Here is a 16,307-nt window from a genome sequence, read left to right on the forward strand (position 1 = left end):
GGAGCAGATGCTTTCGCCGGGGAATCTGGGCCGGGCGTTGAGGCGTGTGGAGGCCAACCGGGGCGCGCCTGGCGTGGACGGAATGAGCACGGAAGAACTTCGTCCGTGGATCCGCGAGCACTGGGCGAGCGTGCGGGAGGCGTTGGATGCGGGCACGTATCGGCCGTTGCCGGTCCGCCGGGTGGTGATCCCCAAACCCGGGGGCGGTCAGCGGATGCTGGGAGTGCCCACTGTGCTGGACAGGTTGATCCAGCAGGCGATTGCGCAAGTGCTCGTGCCGATCTTCGACCCGTTCTTTTCCGGTTCCAGCTTCGGGTTTCGCCCTGGCAAGTCCGCCCATCAGGCGGTGCGGGTCGCGCGGCGATGTGTGGAGGATGGGCTGCGATGGGTGGTAGATGTCGATCTTGAACGGTTCTTTGACCGGGTCCAGTTCGACGTGCTGATGGCACGGGTGGCGCGCAAGGTCGACGACCGCAAGATCCTCAAACTCATCCGGGCGTATCTGGAGGCCGGAGTGATGGTCGATGGGATCGTCCAGGCCACGGTGGAGGGGACTCCTCAGGGTTCCCCGCTGTCGCCGATCTTGTCGAACATCATGCTGGATGATCTGGACCGGGAGTTGTGGAAACGCGGTCACCGGTTCGTCCGCTTCGCTGATGACATCCGTGTCTTCGTGCGCAGCAGACGGGCCGCGCACCGGGTGCTCGACTCGGTGACCACGATGATCGAGCAGCGGTTGAAACTCAAGGTCAACACCGAGAAGTCCTCGGTCCGGCACGCTCGCGAGGCGACGTTGCTGGGGTTCGGGTTCTTCTTCACTCGGTCCGGGGTCAAGATCCGGGTCGATCCAAAGGCGGTCAGCCGCCTGAAGGACCGCATCCGGGAGTTGACCAGTCGCAGGTGGAGCGTGTCGATGCCCTGCAGGATCGGCAAGCTCAACGCCTATGTCACCGGGTGGATGGCCTACTTCCATCTGGCCGACACCCCCAGGGTGTTCAAGGATCTGGATGAGTGGTTTCGCCGTCGGATGCGGCAGATCCGCTGGAAAGAATGGAAGAAGCCCAAGACCCGACGCCGCAACCTGCGCAAGCTCGGCATCCCTGACCACAAGGCCAGGGAATGGGCATCGAGCGGCAAGGGCTACTGGCGCATCGCGGGCTCACCCATCCTGGCGCGGGCACTGCCCAACATCCACTGGACCGACCTTGGCCTGAAGGGTCTCTATCCGACCTGGCACAGGCTCAAAACCACGGCCTGACGAACCGCCGGATGCGGGCCCGCATGTCCGGTGGTGTGAGAGGGGACGGGTCAACCCCGTCCCCTACTCGATTGAGGCGTTATGAAGGGCAATCATCACGCTAGCAGCCGTCACTCATAGGATTTCCCTCCATGAGGGTCCACGTGGTGAGCGACGTGCACGGTAGGGCCGACGCGTTGGCCAGGGCGGGCGACGGCGCGGACGCGCTGATCTGCCTGGGCGACCTGATCCTCTTCATCGACTACGACGACCACGCGCAGGGCATCTTCCCCTCCCTGTTCGGCGCGGACAAGGCCGCCGAGCTCATCGCGCTGCGCACGGCCAAACGGTTCGACGAGGCCAGGGCCATGTCGGCGGCGCTCTGGGCCACGCTCGACGGCGACCCGCGCGAGCACATCGAGCGCAACGTCCGCGCGCAGTACGCGGCCCTGTTCGCGGCCATGCCGGCGCCCGCCTACCTCACCTACGGCAACGTGGACATCCCGCGCCTGTGGCAGGACTACGTACGCCCCGGCCACCACGTGCTCGACGGGCAGGTGGCGGAGATCGGCGGCCTGCGGTTCGGTTTCGTGGGCGGCGGCCTCGAGACCCCCTACCGCACCCCGTACGAGATCAGCGACGAGGAGTACGCCGCCAAGGTCGAGGCCGTCGGCGAGGTGGACGTGCTGTGCTGCCACATCCCGCCCGCCGTGCCCGAACTGCTCTACGACGTGGTCGCCAGGCGGTTCGAACGCGGCAGCGAGGCCACCCTGGAGGCGATCAGGCGCACCCAGCCGCGCTACGCCCTGTTCGGCCACGTGCACAACCCGCTCCGCACTCGGATCCGCGTCGGACGTACCGAGTGCCTGAACGTCGGGCACTTCCGCGGAAAGGGCGTCCCCTTCGTCCTCGAATGGTGACCAGCAGGCGTGCTCATTGGTCGCTCACCGCTCCTCATTCGCTCCGCTTACGCCGCTCCACCGCAAGGAGCGGATTGTGCACTACCGTGGTCGCATGGCTGATCGCACCACTTCCAGCACCACCATCGACGCCGGGCGCGCCGATGTGATGGCGGTCATCGCGGACTTCCCCTCCTATCCGGAATGGGCCGGGTCGATCAAGAAGGCCGAAGTCCTCAGCACCGGCGACGACGGCAGGCCCCTGACGGTGCGGTTCGTCCTCGACGCCGGGATGATCAGCGACACCTACACCCTCGGCTACACCTGGCAGGACGACGAGAGCGTCAGCTGGCAGGTCGTCGAGCCGGGGAAGATGATCTCCGACCTCCGAGGGAGTTACCTGCTCGCCGACAAGGGCAGTGGCACCGACGTGACGTATGAGCTGACGGTCGATCTGAGCGTGCCCATGATCGGCATGATCAAGCGCAAGGCGGAGAAGGTGATCGTGGACACCGCGCTCAAGGGACTCAAGAAGCGCGTAGAAGGCCGCTGAGTTGAGCCCGAGGGTCCTGCTCTTCACCGGCAAGGGCGGCGTCGGCAAGACCACGGCGGCCGCCGCCACCGCCACGCTCGCCGCGCGGCGCGGCCTCAAGACGCTCATCGTCTCCACCGACACCGCCCACTCGCTGGCCGACGCGCTCGCCGTCGAGCCCGGCGAGGTCGCGCCCGGCCTGCACCTGCACCAGGTCGACACGCAGAAGACGCTGGAGCGCCACTGGGGCGAGCTGCAGGATTACGCCCGCGGGCTGCTGACCGAGCTGGGCCTGGACGAGGTCACCTCCGAGGAGATCACGGTGCTGCCGGGCGCCGAGGAGGTCATCGCCCTGCTGGAGCTGCGCGAGTACGCCCGCGAAGGGCGCTGGGACGTGATCGTCGTCGACTGCGCGCCCACCGCGGAGACGCTGCGCCTGCTGGCCCTGCCCGATGCGCTCGACTGGCACGTCAGCAGACTCATGCCGGTCGGCCGCAAGCTCGTGCGGCTCGTCTCCCCGTTCGTGCGCAGCGTCGCGCACGTCAGCGCGCCCGGTGAGGACGTCATGAACGCCGCGGAGCGGTTCCACCGCGGCCTCATGGAGGTGCGCGAGCTGCTCACCGGCGGCCACGCCTCCGTGCGGCTCGTGCTCACCCCCGAGTCGGTGGTGCTGGCCGAGGCCAGGCGCACCCTCACCTCGCTCAACCTGTACGGCTACCGCGTCGACGCCGTGATCGCCAACCGGGTCTTCCCGGCGGACGGCGCCGACGAGTGGCGCGCCCAGTGGGTGGCGGCGCAGTCGCGGCTGCTGGCCGAGGCGGAGCAGTCGTTCGCGCCGCTGCCCATCCACATCGTCCCTTACCTGCCTGCCGAGCCCGTCGGCAAGGACGCGCTGGCCGCGGTCGGCGCCGAGCTCTACGGCGAGCACGACCCGTTCGCCGCCCCGGCCGTCGAGCCGCCGCTGCGGATGAGCGCCGACGAGCTGACGCTGGCCCTGCCCGGCGCGGACCGCGGTGACGTGGACCTGGCGCGCAAGGGCGACGAGCTGATCATCACCGCGGGGCCGTACCGGAGGATCCTGGCGCTGCCCGCGGCGCTGGCCCGCAGGAAGATCAGCGCAGCCGCGCTCCGCGACGGCGTGCTCCGAGTACGGTTCATCTCGGGGACCTCATAACGCGGGGACCCGGCACGCAGGGAGGGCCACATGACGGAGAGCAACGACAGAGACCCGATCGGGACCGTCGCGGACGAGGCGCGCAAGCTGTTCGAGTCGATTCAGGGGCGCGCCACGCGCCAGGTCGGCAAGACGATGCTCAACTCGTTCACCGGCGGCGGGCGCAGGGAACGAGACGTGTGGGAGGAGGCCGTGTCCGACCCACACGACGAATACGTCTGCCGCGCGTGCCCGTTCTGCCGGGCGATCGCCGCGCGGCGCGAATCCGGCTCCGACGTGACCGGGCACCTGATGGCCGCGGGCGGTGAGTTGTTCGCGGCCTTCCGCGAGGCGCTGGACGCGCTGAGCAAGCCCGCTCCCCGCAGGCAGCAGCCGCCGCGTGACGACCGTGACCGCCACGACGACGTGGAACACATAGATCTCGGATAGGGAGAAGCAGGGGAAATGCTCACGATCGGTGTCGACATCGGCGGGACCAAGGTCGCCGCGGGTGTGGTCGACGACCAGGGAAAGATCGTCGCCCATACGTTGCGGCCGACCGCCGCCGACCGCCCCGACCTGGTGGCCGAGACGGTGGCCGACGTCGTTCGCGAGCTGTCCGCCAGACGCGAGGTCGAGGCCGTCGGGGTGGGCGCGGCCGGGTTCGTCGACGAGACCCGGTCGATGGTGCGCTTCGCGCCCAACCTGGCCTGGCGCGAGGAACCCCTGCAGAAGAAGATCAGCGGCCTGGTCGGCCTGCCGGTCGTGATCGAGAACGACGCCAACGCGATGGCCTGGGGCGAGACCAGGTTCGGCGCCGGCCGCGGCCAGTCCCACGTGGTCTGCGTGACGCTCGGCACCGGCATCGGCGGCGGCATCGTCATCGACGGCGCCCTCTACCGCGGCCGCTGGGGCATGGGCGCCGAGATGGGGCACATGCAGGTCGTCCCGGGCGGGCGGCCGTGCGGCTGCGGCAACATCGGCTGCTGGGAGCAATACGCCAGCGGCCAGGCCCTCGTCAAGGAGGCCAGGGAGCTGGCCGAGGCCGATCCGAAGCGGGCGGAGATCCTGCTCGGGCTGGCCGGCGGCAAGATCGAGGGCGAGGAGGTCACCGAGGCCGCGAAGCTGGGTGACGAGGTGTCCCTGGCGGCGTTCGCCTCGTTCGCCGACTGGCTCGGCCAGGGCATGGCCGACCTGGCGGCGGTGCTCGACCCCGGCTGCTTCATCGTGGGCGGCGGTGTGTCCAGGGCCGCCGACCTGTTCATCGACCGGGCGCGCGAGAGTTTCGCCGAGCACCTCACCGGGCGCGGGCACCGGCCGCTCGCCGAGATCCGGCTGGCCGAGCTGGGCGCATCGGCCGGCGTGGTGGGCGCGGCCGACCTGGCCAGGCGGCGCTAGAGCCGCGTGACGATCAGGGTCGGCACCTACAACCTTCACGGGTTGCGCGACAGCGTGCCCGCACTCATCAGGGTCATCGCCGCCATGCGCGCCGACGTGCTGTGCGTGCAGGAGGCGCCGAGGTTCTACCGCTGGCGCGCCAGGCGCCGGGCGCTGGCCGCCGCGGCGGGGCTGCGCGTCGCCACCCCGGGCAGGCTCGGCGGAGTGGCCGTGCTCGTCAGCCGGCGCGTCCGGGTGCTGCGGGCCGAGAGCCATGCGTTGCGGGCCTTCCTCGGGCTGGAGCTACGCGGGCTGGCCGTGGCCGTGGTCGAGGCCGGTGGGGCGCGGCTGGCCGTCGGCTCGCTCCACCTCGACCTCAACGACCCGGCCAGGGTGCACCACGCGGCCGAGGCGGTGGCGCTGATGGAGCGGGCGGCCGCTCCGTTCGGCGCGGCGATCGTGCTCGGCGGCGACGTCAATGAGCAACCGCACCAGCCGGCCTGGCGGTACCTGGGCGGGCGGCTGGCCGACTGCTACGCGGTCGCGCCCAAGGGCGATGGGCTGACGTTTCCCGCGGCGCGGCCCGCCGTACGCATCGACGGGGTGTTCGCCGCGCGCGAGACGCGAGTCGTATCGTGCGGCGCGGTGGACGCCGGGATCACCGACCTGGCCGGGGCCAGCGACCATCTCCCCGTAATCGCGGAGTTGCGACTTGGGCACTAACGGGCAACAAGGGCCGGTCACCCCGTAGCATTTGACCATGACCCGTCGCTTTCGGCGGCGTGCGCTCTCCTTGATCTTGGCGACGTCCGTGGCCTTGCCGCAGGCCACGCCCGCCGCGCATGCCGATCCTCGCCGCCCCGCCTCGATCGAGGCATGGCAGCAGTCGACCAGCGTGCGCCTGCAGGCCGACGGCTCGCTCTCCGACGTGCTGGCGATCTCCTCCAGCGATGTCTGGGCGGTCGGGCAGCAGGAGATCTGGGACGTGTGGAAGAACCGCGGCACCATCCGCCACTGGAACGGCACCCGATGGACCGAGGTGGCCATCCGCGACGCCACGGCCGCGGGCAACCTGCGCAGCGTGGCCGCCGCCGGTTCGTCCGACGTGTGGGCGGTGGGCGACGGGCACGACGGGTTGCCCTACCTCGCCCACGGCGACGTGAACGGGTTCGACCGGGTCAGGCCCCAGGGGCCGCGGGCCGACAACGGGCTCGGCGACCCGCAGCCCCTGCTGCGCGCCGGCGACTGGCTCGGCGGCGTCGATGCCAAGCAGGGCAAGGTGGTGGTGGTCGGCAGCCGCGACACGCGGGGGCTCATCCTCACCGGTCAGGGCAACACGTGGAGTGCCCAGGAGACCAAGGAGGAGGGCGCGCTGTACGCGGTGGCGGGCGGGTTCGCCGTCGGCGACACCGGCACCGAGCCGCTGGTCGTGCACTATTCGGGCGGCTCGTGGAAGTCGATGCCGCTGCCCTCGATCCCCGGCGGCTACCTACGCGACATCCGGGCCGACAGCGCCAAGCGGGCGGTGGCCGTCGGCGGCGTCTACCGCGGTCCCAGCGACATCTCGCCGCTCGTGCTCACCTGGAACGGCAAGCGCTGGAAGCAGCAGGAGCTGCCGGAGTCCGATGCGCGTCTCTACGGCGTGACCGGCGACGGCAAGGGCCGCTACTGGATGGCCGGCTACGACCCGGCGCGGGCGGCCGAGCCGTTCATGCTGCGGTGCGAGAAGGGCTCGTGCGAGATCATCCGCGGCGAGGCCGAGCAGGGCAGGAGCACCGTGCGCCTGCAGGCCGTGGCCTACCTCGCGGGAAAGAGCACGGTGTGGGCCGTCGGGCACGCGGTCGACACTCGCGACCGCTACACCGATGTCGTGGAGTCGTTCGGCCCCAAGCCGGCGGAGGCCAAGTCCTAGAGACCGCCGGATCATGGTCCGAAGGCTCACCCGGGTCCCGCCACAGGGGCCTAGAGGACAGCGCCGTCGTCCCAGCCGGAGTCGTTGGGCGGGCCGTCGCCCATGCGCACCACCAGCGCCACGAAGCCGCCGATGAACGCCGCCACCGCCGTGAACAGCGCCCACCCCTCCATGCGCCAGCTCAACACCGCGGCGACCAGGAGGTAGGCGGGGCCGCCGAACAACGCCACCCACGCCAGCTTGGACGGCAGGTCGAGCTTGGGCAACGGCGGGGGCGGCGGCGGCACGAAGTGGCCCTCGTCCTCCTCGTCGTCGTCCTGCTTGTCCTCGGGATCGTCGAGATCCTCCTCGAACTCCTCCGAGGGTTTGACCACTCGCCGGGTGGGCTCGGCGGGCACGTTTTCGCTGTCCGGCCACGGCTGGTCGGCCGAGTCACGTTCGGCTGTGTCGTTGAAGGACGCGACGATCTGCCGCCAGACCTCGTCCTCGTCACTCTGGGGCGTCACCTAGATGGGCCTCTCCGCAGCGATCGCGACTTCCCCCTGGGTGCGATCAGTCCCTCTGCAAGGGTACCGAGGCATGTGTCCGGATGAAGTCGAGGCTACCGGCAAAGATCCTGTCGGCATCATTGTCGAGCGTCGCAACATGGTAGCTATCGGTAAGCTCCTCGATCGTGGCCTGCGGGATCTTCTGGCGAATGATCGCCACACTCGTCGGCTTCACCACGTGGTCGTCCACGCTGTGGAAGACCAGCAGCGGCTGCGTCACCTGCGCCAGATCGGCCTGCACCAGGGACCACAGTCCCGGCAGCGACGCGGCCGCCTTCACCGGGGTGCGGGAGTAGGCCAGCTCGGTCACGCCGGGCTTCTTGACGTCATTGGCGACACCGGGAACGGACGGCACGAACCACTTCAGCAGCGGGGCCAGCTTCAGCAGCGGCACGTCGTTGGCGATGGACGGGTTGACCAGCACCACGCCCCTGATCGCCGGGCCGTGCACCTCGGCCAGCCGCAGCGCCAGGCAGCCGCCCAGCGACAACCCCGCCACGAACACGTCGGCGCAGCGGCCCTGCAGGTCCGCGAAGGCCTTCTCCACCTCGGCGTACCAGTCCTCCCAGCGCGTGCGGTTCATCTCCTGCCACCTGGTGCCGTGCCCCGGCTGGCGGGGGAGCGAAACACTCACCCCGTGCCCGGCCAGGAACTCACCCCACGGCCGTAAGGACTGCGGGGTGCCGGTGAACCCATGGCAGAGCAGCACGCCGACCTCGCCTGCGTCGTGGTGGTAGGGCTCCGCGCCTGGCATGAGCGGCATAACAGCTCCTCCATGCGATTTCATTCCGGGGGGTCGAATACTGGGGGGTTCATCCAGGAACGGCCCGATCGTCGCACGTTCGGGGGTGATTGTGCGAGCGCTGGTGTAGGAGCATGGCCGTCGAGATGGGAAGATGACTTTGCCTGCCGACAACGTGCTGGGGAAGAGGTGCCAGGGTGTTCTACTGGGTGGTCAAGGCCATCTTGGGGCCGTTCCTCCACCTTGTGTTCAGGCCGTGGGCGGAGGGCGTGGAAAACGTCCCCCGTGAGGGGCCTGCGATCCTGGCCGGCAACCATCTGTCGTTCGCCGACCACTTCTTCGGCCCGCTGCACCTCAAGCGCAAGGTCATCTCGCTCGGCAAGTCCGACTACTTCACCGGGCGCGGCATCAAGGGGTTCTTCACCCGCCTGTTCTTCAGCGGCGTGGGGACCGTGCCGATCGACCGCTCGGGGGGCAAGGCCAGTGAGGCGGCGCTCCGCACCGGCCTGCGCATCTTGCGCGAGGGCAACGTGCTGGGCATCTACCCCGAGGGCACCCGCTCGCCCGACGGCCGGCTCTACAAGGGCAAGACCGGGGTGGCGCGGCTGGCGCTGGAGTCGCGGGCACCGGTCATCCCGTGGGCGATGGTCAACACCTTCGAGATGATGCCGCCCGGGCATCCCCTCCCCAAACTGGGCATCCGCCCCGGCGTCAGGTTCGGCAAGCCGCTCGACTTCTCCCGTTACTACGGGATGGAGGACGACCGGCTGGTGCTGCGCGCGGTGACCGACGAGATCATGTACGCGCTGATGGAGCTGTCCGGGCAGGAATACGTCGACAAGTACGCCGCCAGCGCCCGCGTCGAGATGGAGCGCGCCGCGCGCGCCGCCGCCAAGAGCTGACGGGACTAACGGCCGTCCGGGGTGCGTAGTGCCTGCTCCGTCTTCTGCATGGCCGTTGTCATCGTGCGCAGTTCCTCGCGGCTGAGCCGGTCGATCAGGTAGGCCCGCACGACCTCCAGGTGTCCGGGCGCCACGCGCTCCAGGCACCGCAGGCCCGCCTCGGTGATCATCGCCAGCACACCGCGCTCGTCCGACGGGCAGGTGGCACGCTCGACCAGGCCCGCCTTCTCCAGCTGGGTGATCTGGTACGTCAGCGCGCTCTTCGACACCACGACACCCCTGGCCAGCTCCGTCATGCGCTCCTGACGGCCGGGGGCCTCGGAGAGCCGCACCAGGATCTCGAACTGCGGGTGCGTGAGCCCCGCGGCGGCCTTGAGCTGCTCTTCGATGCGCCGGTCGAGCAGGTGGGAGGTCGTCAGGAAGGCGCGCCAGGCCGCCATCTCCGTGGAGTCCAGCCATCGGGGTTCCGTCACCGGCACAGTCTACCGCGTTTGTTCAGATTTTAACTTTCACTGCTAGAGTGCTCTTGTTCAAAACTGAACGACTCTTCCAAGGAGGTCGCATGGTCGACCAGGCGCGTCCCATCGTCCTGCTGCTCGCGAGAATCGCCGTTGGGGCGATCTTCCTCGTGCACGGCTACCAGAAGTTCGCGACCATGGGCATCGCGGGCACGACCAAGTTCTTCGAGTCCGTCGGCATCCCGCTGGCGGGCGTGGCCGCTCCGGCCGTCGCGGTGCTGGAGGTCGCCGGAGGCCTGGCCCTGATCGTCGGCGCCGCGCTGCCGGTCGCCGGCACGCTGCTGGCCATCGACATGATCGGCGCGATCGTCTTCGTCCACGCCGCCAACGGCTTCGGCGCCGCGGAAGGCGGCTACGAGTTCGTCCTGACGCTGGCCGCGGCGAGCCTGGCCATCGGCTTCAGCGGCGGTGGCGCGCTGGCGCTCGACCGCGTGCTCGGCCGGCGCCGCACCGCCGACACGGTCTCCGTCTGACTCCTTCCGGACGCACGTCGGACTCCGTCTGATTCCCGGTTACGGACGCACGCCGAAGCGCGAGGACCCCGCGTACCCCGGCTCTTGCAGCCAGGCGTGCGCGGGGTCGGTCATTCCGCCCCGGTGATCACGACAGGTGGGCGCGGATCTGGGTGATGTGCTCGGGAGTCGTCCGGCAGCAGCCGCCGATCAGCGAGGCGCCCGCCTGCTGCCATTCCTTGGCGGCCTGCCCGAACTCCATCGGATCGGCCAGGCCCAGCCAGCGCCGGTGCCCCGCGTCCCAGGTCTCGCCCGAGTTCGGGTAGACCACGACGGGCAGTCCGCCGGACAGGCACGCGATCAGCCCGGGGATGTGGCGGGGCGCCGTGCAGTTGGCGCCGACGGCCACCACCCGCGGATTCCCACTGAACAACGCGGCCGCCTCGCCGATCGGCGTGCCGTCGTTGAGCCGCTCGCCGTCCCGGCAGGAGAAGCTGACCCATGCCTTGACCTCGGGCGTGTGCTCCAGCAACCTGGCCAGCGCCCGCGCCTCCGGATAGGACGGAACCGTCTCGCAGGCCAGCAGGTCGGCCCCGGCCGAGGCGAGGATCTCCCAGCGCGGCAGATGCCACGTGTACAGGCCCTCCTCGTCGAGGTCGTAGTCACCGGTGTACTCGGAGCCGTTGGCCAGGAACGCGCCGTACGGACCGACCGAGGCCGCCACCAGCCCGCGGCCGGCCTGGTCGCGGGCCTGCCCGGCCAGCACGACCGACATCCTGATCAGCGACTCCGCCTGCGCCGCGCCCAGGCCCCGCCGCATGAAACCCTCGATCGTGGCCTGATAGCTCGCGGTGATGGCCACGTCGGCCCCCGCCGCGAAGTAGTCGGCGTGCGCCTGCCGGATCAGCTCCGGCCGCTCCAGCAGCAGCCGCGCCGACCAGAGATCGTCGCTGAGGTCGGCGCCGAGCCGTTCGAGGTGGGTGGACAGGCCCCCGTCCAGCACAAGTGTGGTCACCCATCCAGGGTAAGAGGCGCCGGAGGGTGGGCGGGGAAGGCGCTGATCACCTGGTCGAGCAGGACCGGCGTGTCCTCGGGCGAGTCCACCGTGAAGTCCGCCCGGCGCGCCAGCTCGTCACCCGTCTCCCCGTTGGCCACCGCGACCCGCACGCCCATGAACCCGGGATCCCGTTCCTCCTGGCAGCGCAACGCGTCGAACGCGCGGCCGTCGGAGATGTCGTCGCCGAAATACCAGGCGCGGGTCAGCGTCTCGGCCTCCCGGGCGACGACCGTGCCCTTGTCGCGCTCCACCGGCGGCCGCAGCTCCACCACCATGCGGCCGTGCTGCTCGCGCAGGCCCAGCTCCGCCGCCTTGGCCGACGCCCACCGCTCCACCGCGCCACGCAGCGCGGGCACGGAGCGGTAGTGCAGCGACACCATCAGCGCCTTGTCCTCGATCAGGATCTCGCCCGGCAGATCCCGGGCGGCGTCCGCGGCCAGCCGGCGCATGACCGGGGCCCACGGCTCGGCTTCGGTGTCGGTACGCACCCGGCCGTCGACGACGGTCTGCATGCCGTACAGGCCGAACAGGGCCACCTGCGGCGCGCGCGAGAACCGCTCGCACAGGAAGGCGGCCGGACGGGCCGAGACCACGGCGACCCTGCCCACCAGGCTCGTCAGCGCCTGCAACCGCTCCACCGCCCCCGGAACGGGGCGCACGGCGCCGGGATCTCGCATGATCGGCGCGATCGTGCCGTCGAAGTCGAAGAAGAAACCCGATTTCCGGCTCTCGGCAACGGTGGCCGACACTGCTTCGACGAAGCGGAGCGGGGCGCGAGGGGTCGCCATGGTCGTGACGATAGAACAGCCTGATCGGCCCGGATAGGCGCTCATCCGATATTCGGCCGTGGTTCAGACCGCGGCCACGCCGGCCACGGCGTGCCCCGCCCCTGCCGCCATGGGCAGGGACGGGGCGTGCCACACGTCCGGTGGGGCCTCTGGCGAGACGTCAGGGGCGCTTCCAGAACGGCGGGCGAGGGCCGCCGCCGGGCTGCGGGCCGCCCGGCTGCCCGCCACCGGAGGGGTCGCCGCCCGGCTGCCCGCCGCCGGAAGGGTCGCCGAGGGGTCCGGGGCGCGGCTTGGGCCGTGGCGGCGGTACGGTGCCGGCGATCAGGGCCCTGAGGACCGCGATGGCGTGGCCGTGCAGCGCCTGGGCGTCCGCGCCCGGTTGTTCGGCCGCTTCGAGCTCGCGAGCCAGCCTGGTCAGCTCCTCCTCGCCGCCCAGGTACTCCGCGAGCGCCGCCAGCCGCGACCCCAGGTCGGCCAGGTACAGCAGATCGGGCGCGGGCAGCGCTGTGAGCCGATCCAGCTCGGCCTCGAGCTGCGGCCGGACCGATTCAAGCCGGCCCGCGGGACGCGGCCCCGGAGCGAATCTCGGCCCCCCGAGCCGCCCCCCGGAACCGGGCCGGGGACCGGGCTTGGGCACGCCGCCGCGACGCCGCCAGCGGATGCCCTCATCGGGCTCGCCGGAGGGAGGGGCACCGGGCGCGGGCATCGGCGGCTGCCGCCCGGTGAGATCCGGCGCCCCGCCACCGGCCAGCTCGGCGGCGCCGAACCCGGGCTGGGCCGGCCGCATCCTCGGCGCGGCCGCGGGCATGGCCATCATCGCGGTGTGCGCCGTCAAGCCGCCCCCCATCATCGGCGCGGCCTGCGGCAGCTCCCAGCCGCTCGGCGGCTCGACCGGCTGGATGACGCGGTGCTCGGGCCCGCCGTCGGCCACCTGCCTGGTGTCGATCGCCACGTACGCGGTGAAGCGGCAGAGCACGCCGTGCTCGAGCGACGTCTGGACGATGCGCGACTCGAGGTCGTGCTCGCCCATGGCGTACCGGTCCTCCAGCTCCCGCAGGTGGGCGCGGGCCCAGACGGCGCGGATGGCCGGATTGTCCACCCTGACCCCCTCGACCTGCTCCTCCCACGGCCCCCCGGCGGCCATCCCGCGTACGGTCACCGACGAGCCCTCGCGGTAGCGGCCGTACACGCGCAGCGGCACGCCCGGGAAGATCGACCCGAGATGCGTGACCGTGCCCGGCTCCACCTCCAGCCCCTTGAGGGACAGGCCGGTCACCAGGGGAGCGCCGATCCTGCGGTGGATGTGGTCCATGGCGGCGTCGAGCCGGTCCTCCGACTCCACCAGCTCGCACCGGCCCGCGCCGAGCCCGGCGAGCCGGCCGAGGAAGCCGGCGTTCACGGCCCGGTCGATGCCGACCGTGTGCACGCGCATGGCCGACAACGCGCCGCCCGCCTGCTCCAGGATCTGGTCATCGTTGCCCACCTGGCCGTCGGTGACCAGCACCACGACCCGCTCCCGTTCGGCCTGGGCGCCCAGCAGGGCGACGGCCTGGCGCAGCGGCTCCAGCAATTCGGTGCCGCCCCGGGCATCGACGCGCGCGAGGTGCTCGACGGCGCGGTACCGGTTGCGGTCCGACGCCTCCATCAGCCCTTCGAACGCCCGCTCCACCACTGAGTCGAAGGTCAGCACCGCGAACCGGTCCTGCGGCGTCAGCGTGTCCACGATCCGCGCCGCGGCCCGGCGCGCGGCCACCATCTTCCAGCCGGCCATGCTGCCCGAGCGGTCGAGCAGCAGCACCAGGTCGCGCGGCGTGCGCGTGGACTCCAGCGGCGGTGGCACGACGGTGAGGGCGAACGTTCCGCCTTGATCGGCCGGGCCGTGAAGCTGCAGCGACGTGGACGCGTCGAACGACATCCGCAGGATGAAGTCCCGATCCAGCCGCTCGCCCGGACGCAACCGCAGCGTGCGGCCCTCCTCCTCGACCACGTGCAGGCTGGAGGCCAGCTCGCGCAACTCCAGCCCGGCGGCGTCGACGGTCGCGGCGAGCGACAGGCGCACCGGGTTGGGGAAGCCGGGCAGCAGCACGGGCGGGCTGATCCTGGACGCGTCCGGCACGGCGTCGGTGTCGGGCACGACGCCGTCACCCGCGGGCGGGCCGTCGATCGGGGTGCCGGGGATGTAGCGCGGTGCCACCACCAGCGGGAAGCGGAACGTGGCCGCTCCGTCCTCGTACGGCAGCGGCTGGCTCATCGTCAGCCGCACCGAGACGTGCTCGCCGGGCAGGATGTTGCCCACCCTGATCGTGAACACGTCGGGCCGGTCCTCCTCGGCGATCGCGGCCCGCCTGCCCTCCCGCAGCGCCTTGTCGTAGTCCGCTCTGGCCTGGCCCCGCTCCTTCAGCACGCCCTCGACCACCCGGTCGTCGGCCTCCATCCGGAACCCGGTCACGGCCGCCCGGTCGGGCAGCGGGAAGACGTACGTGGCCTCCAGCGTGACGTCGAACGGGTTCCTGAACCCCTGCGTGACCTCGACGCCGGCGATGAGGCCCGAGATGTCCGCCGTCACGTCCACGCTCTCCAGCGGCAGGTTGCCGCGCTCGGTCAGCAGCGCGCCGAACCCGGCGTCCGGCACCGGCAGGCACCGTGCGGGCTCCAGCGAAGTGATCTTCATAGCAGCTCCCTCTCTTCGAGCACCGCGAGCAGCGGTCCCGCCGCCGCCAGCACCGCCTGTACGTCCTCCTCGGACGGGATGCGCCCGACGTCCAGCACCAGCCTCACCCCATCACCCAATCTGACTCCGACGACCAGAGCCCCGGCACTCCCGTCCCCTACCGGCACGCGAAGCGGCCTGGCTGCTTCGTCGCGTTCGTCCCGCTTTTCCCGCTCGGTCCGCAGCCCGTCGGCCGTCCCGCTGCCGGACGCGGCGCGATGCGCGCCGTCCATGCCGGGCCGCTCGGCCCAGAACCGGCCCCTGACCGCCTCGTCGCCGCCTCGTGCTCCAGCGTCGGCCCGCATGTCCGCAAGTCCGCGCTCGCCGGTCTCGACACCGCCGCCTGAGCCGCCGGCACCGGCCGAGCCGCCGGCACCGGCCGAGCCGCCCGCGCCTGTCGTGCGGCGGTCGTCCTGTGGGGGAGACGTGTCCGTGAGCCCCGCCAGGGCCGCCGCTTCCTCCAGCGCCGCGGCGGCGCCCGTCACCGGTCCCGTGATGCCCGCCGCGTCCTCCAGCATCCGATCCGTGGCCCCCGCCAAAGCCGTCTGGATCTCCGCGATCGAGTGGCCCGCCGCCTGCAGCCGCTTGATGGCCACCAGTTGCAGCAGGTGCCGCCGCCCGTACTGGGCGATCCTGCCGCGCCGGGTCAGGGGCGGGTCGACGAGGCCGATCGTCGTATACCACCTGATCAGCCGCTCTCCAGGCACGTCGCGTACCCGGCCGTTGGCCTGCGCGCTGCCGGCGCGCAGCGCCTGGGCCGCGTGCTCGGCCAGCTCGCCGATCGTCCAGGTGTCGCTCATACCTCCACAATGACACTGTCATTATTACACTGTCAACGTTAGCGACTCGGAGGATTGGGCACGGGGATGGTGGTACGGAAATAAGCGGATAAGTCGTATAAAACGGGGAGGAACTACGACATGGCCACGATCACCGGTCCACTCTCGGGAGACGCCAAGAACACGGTCGCGGAGGCCCTGCAGGGCGCCCTGGTCGATCTCATAGATCTGTCGCTGGTCGCCAAGCAGGCACACTGGAACCTCATCGGCTCCCACTTCCGCTCGGTCCACCTCCAGCTCGACAAGGTCACGGACCTGGCGCGGACGCACATGGACACGATCGCCGAGCGCGCGGTCGCGCTCGGGGCCAATCCGGACGGCCGCGCCGCCACGATCGCCAAGTCGAGCAGGCTCGCGCAGTTCGACAGCGGCTGGGTGGAGGACGGCAAGGTCCTTGCGACGATCATCGACATCCTGGACGGCATCAGCAGGCGCATGCACGAACGCGTCCGGGCCACCGACGAGGCGGACCCGGTCAGCCAGGACCTGCTCATCTCCGTGGCGCAGGACATCGACAAGCAGCACTGGATGTTCCAGGCCATGAGCTGAGCAGAGCGCCAGGGCCCAGAGACCGGGGGAGCCCGGGAGCCGCGGCGGCGGCCCCGGGCTCTCGTCTGCCGTAAGCGGCACGTAAGAAGTGA

The 16,307-nt window shown here is 70.9% G+C and carries 18 protein-coding genes; 11 read left to right on the forward strand and 7 right to left on the reverse strand.

What is annotated here, in order from left to right:
• The first annotated feature begins 7 nt into the window (after positions 1-7).
• The 8 genes from ltrA (at position 8) to EDD27_RS08570 (ending at position 7,110) form a co-directional block, all read left to right on the forward strand.
• Positions 8-1,258, forward strand: a complete 1,251-nt coding sequence (gene ltrA, locus EDD27_RS08535) for a group II intron reverse transcriptase/maturase (protein ID WP_277750825.1) — start codon at positions 8-10, stop codon at positions 1,256-1,258.
• A gap of 131 nt (positions 1,259-1,389) precedes the next feature.
• Positions 1,390-2,157: a metallophosphoesterase family protein gene (locus tag EDD27_RS08540; RefSeq protein ID WP_127931899.1), complete on the forward strand. Its 768-nt coding sequence runs from the start codon at positions 1,390-1,392 to the stop codon at positions 2,155-2,157.
• Positions 2,158-2,251: 94 nt separating this feature from the next.
• Positions 2,252-2,689, forward strand: a complete 438-nt coding sequence (locus tag EDD27_RS08545) for an SRPBCC family protein (RefSeq protein WP_127931900.1) — start codon at positions 2,252-2,254, stop codon at positions 2,687-2,689.
• A 1-nt stretch (position 2,690) separates the two neighbouring features.
• On the forward strand, positions 2,691-3,842 hold the full coding sequence (locus EDD27_RS08550) for an ArsA family ATPase (protein ID WP_127931901.1): 1,152 nt from the start codon (positions 2,691-2,693) through the stop codon (positions 3,840-3,842).
• Between the two features lie 30 nt (positions 3,843-3,872).
• Positions 3,873-4,271, forward strand: a complete 399-nt coding sequence (locus EDD27_RS08555) for a DUF5304 family protein (protein WP_127931902.1) — start codon at positions 3,873-3,875, stop codon at positions 4,269-4,271.
• Between the two features lie 15 nt (positions 4,272-4,286).
• Entirely contained in the window at positions 4,287-5,219 is a 933-nt protein-coding gene (locus tag EDD27_RS08560) for an ROK family glucokinase (protein WP_127931903.1), read from the forward strand.
• A gap of 6 nt (positions 5,220-5,225) precedes the next feature.
• Positions 5,226-5,921 carry an endonuclease/exonuclease/phosphatase family protein gene (locus EDD27_RS08565; protein ID WP_127931904.1) on the forward strand — a complete coding sequence of 232 codons (696 nt, stop codon included), beginning with the start codon at positions 5,226-5,228 and terminating at the stop codon, positions 5,919-5,921.
• 37 nt (positions 5,922-5,958) lie between these two features.
• Entirely contained in the window at positions 5,959-7,110 is a 1,152-nt protein-coding gene (locus EDD27_RS08570; protein WP_241563921.1) for a hypothetical protein, read from the forward strand.
• 50 nt (positions 7,111-7,160) lie between these two features.
• Here EDD27_RS08570 and EDD27_RS54020 read toward each other — a convergent pair whose 3' ends face one another.
• On the reverse strand, positions 7,161-7,616 hold the full coding sequence (locus tag EDD27_RS54020; RefSeq protein WP_164903539.1) for a hypothetical protein: 456 nt from the start codon (positions 7,614-7,616) through the stop codon (positions 7,161-7,163).
• Between the two features lie 46 nt (positions 7,617-7,662).
• On the reverse strand, positions 7,663-8,421 hold the full coding sequence (locus EDD27_RS08585) for an alpha/beta hydrolase (RefSeq protein ID WP_127931907.1): 759 nt from the start codon (positions 8,419-8,421) through the stop codon (positions 7,663-7,665).
• Between the two features lie 176 nt (positions 8,422-8,597).
• Here EDD27_RS08585 and EDD27_RS08590 point away from each other — a divergent pair, with 176 nt between their 5' ends.
• On the forward strand, positions 8,598-9,302 hold the full coding sequence (locus EDD27_RS08590; protein WP_127931908.1) for a lysophospholipid acyltransferase family protein: 705 nt from the start codon (positions 8,598-8,600) through the stop codon (positions 9,300-9,302).
• Between the two features lie 5 nt (positions 9,303-9,307).
• On the opposite strand, the gene EDD27_RS08595 is transcribed toward EDD27_RS08590, so the two are convergent.
• Positions 9,308-9,775 carry a MarR family winged helix-turn-helix transcriptional regulator gene (locus EDD27_RS08595; protein WP_127931909.1) on the reverse strand — a complete coding sequence of 156 codons (468 nt, stop codon included), beginning with the start codon at positions 9,773-9,775 and terminating at the stop codon, positions 9,308-9,310.
• Between the two features lie 89 nt (positions 9,776-9,864).
• Between EDD27_RS08595 and EDD27_RS08600 the strand changes: the two genes are divergently transcribed.
• Positions 9,865-10,293, forward strand: coding sequence for a DoxX family protein (locus EDD27_RS08600; protein ID WP_127931910.1), 429 nt, complete (start codon positions 9,865-9,867; stop codon positions 10,291-10,293).
• 127 nt (positions 10,294-10,420) lie between these two features.
• On the opposite strand, the gene mmuM is transcribed toward EDD27_RS08600, so the two are convergent.
• From mmuM to EDD27_RS08620, 4 genes are all read right to left on the reverse strand, one after another.
• On the reverse strand, positions 10,421-11,287 hold the full coding sequence (gene mmuM, locus EDD27_RS08605; RefSeq protein WP_127931911.1) for a homocysteine S-methyltransferase: 867 nt from the start codon (positions 11,285-11,287) through the stop codon (positions 10,421-10,423).
• Complete coding sequence (otsB, locus tag EDD27_RS08610; RefSeq protein WP_206641316.1) at positions 11,284-12,117, reverse strand: trehalose-phosphatase; 834 nt, start codon at positions 12,115-12,117, stop codon at positions 11,284-11,286. The genes mmuM and otsB overlap by 4 nt, the downstream gene beginning before the upstream one ends.
• Before the next feature lie 160 nt (positions 12,118-12,277).
• Positions 12,278-14,788, reverse strand: a complete 2,511-nt coding sequence (locus EDD27_RS08615) for a VIT domain-containing protein (RefSeq protein WP_127931912.1) — start codon at positions 14,786-14,788, stop codon at positions 12,278-12,280.
• Positions 14,785-15,627, reverse strand: a complete 843-nt coding sequence (locus tag EDD27_RS08620; RefSeq protein WP_127931913.1) for a helix-turn-helix domain-containing protein — start codon at positions 15,625-15,627, stop codon at positions 14,785-14,787. The genes EDD27_RS08615 and EDD27_RS08620 overlap by 4 nt, the downstream gene beginning before the upstream one ends.
• A gap of 120 nt (positions 15,628-15,747) precedes the next feature.
• On the opposite strand from EDD27_RS08620, the gene EDD27_RS08625 reads away from it, so the two are divergent.
• Positions 15,748-16,215, forward strand: a complete 468-nt coding sequence (locus tag EDD27_RS08625; RefSeq protein WP_127931914.1) for a Dps family protein — start codon at positions 15,748-15,750, stop codon at positions 16,213-16,215.
• Positions 16,216-16,307 lie beyond the last annotated feature (92 nt).

This window comes from Nonomuraea polychroma (assembly GCF_004011505.1).
Classification (GTDB): domain Bacteria; phylum Actinomycetota; class Actinomycetes; order Streptosporangiales; family Streptosporangiaceae; genus Nonomuraea; species Nonomuraea polychroma.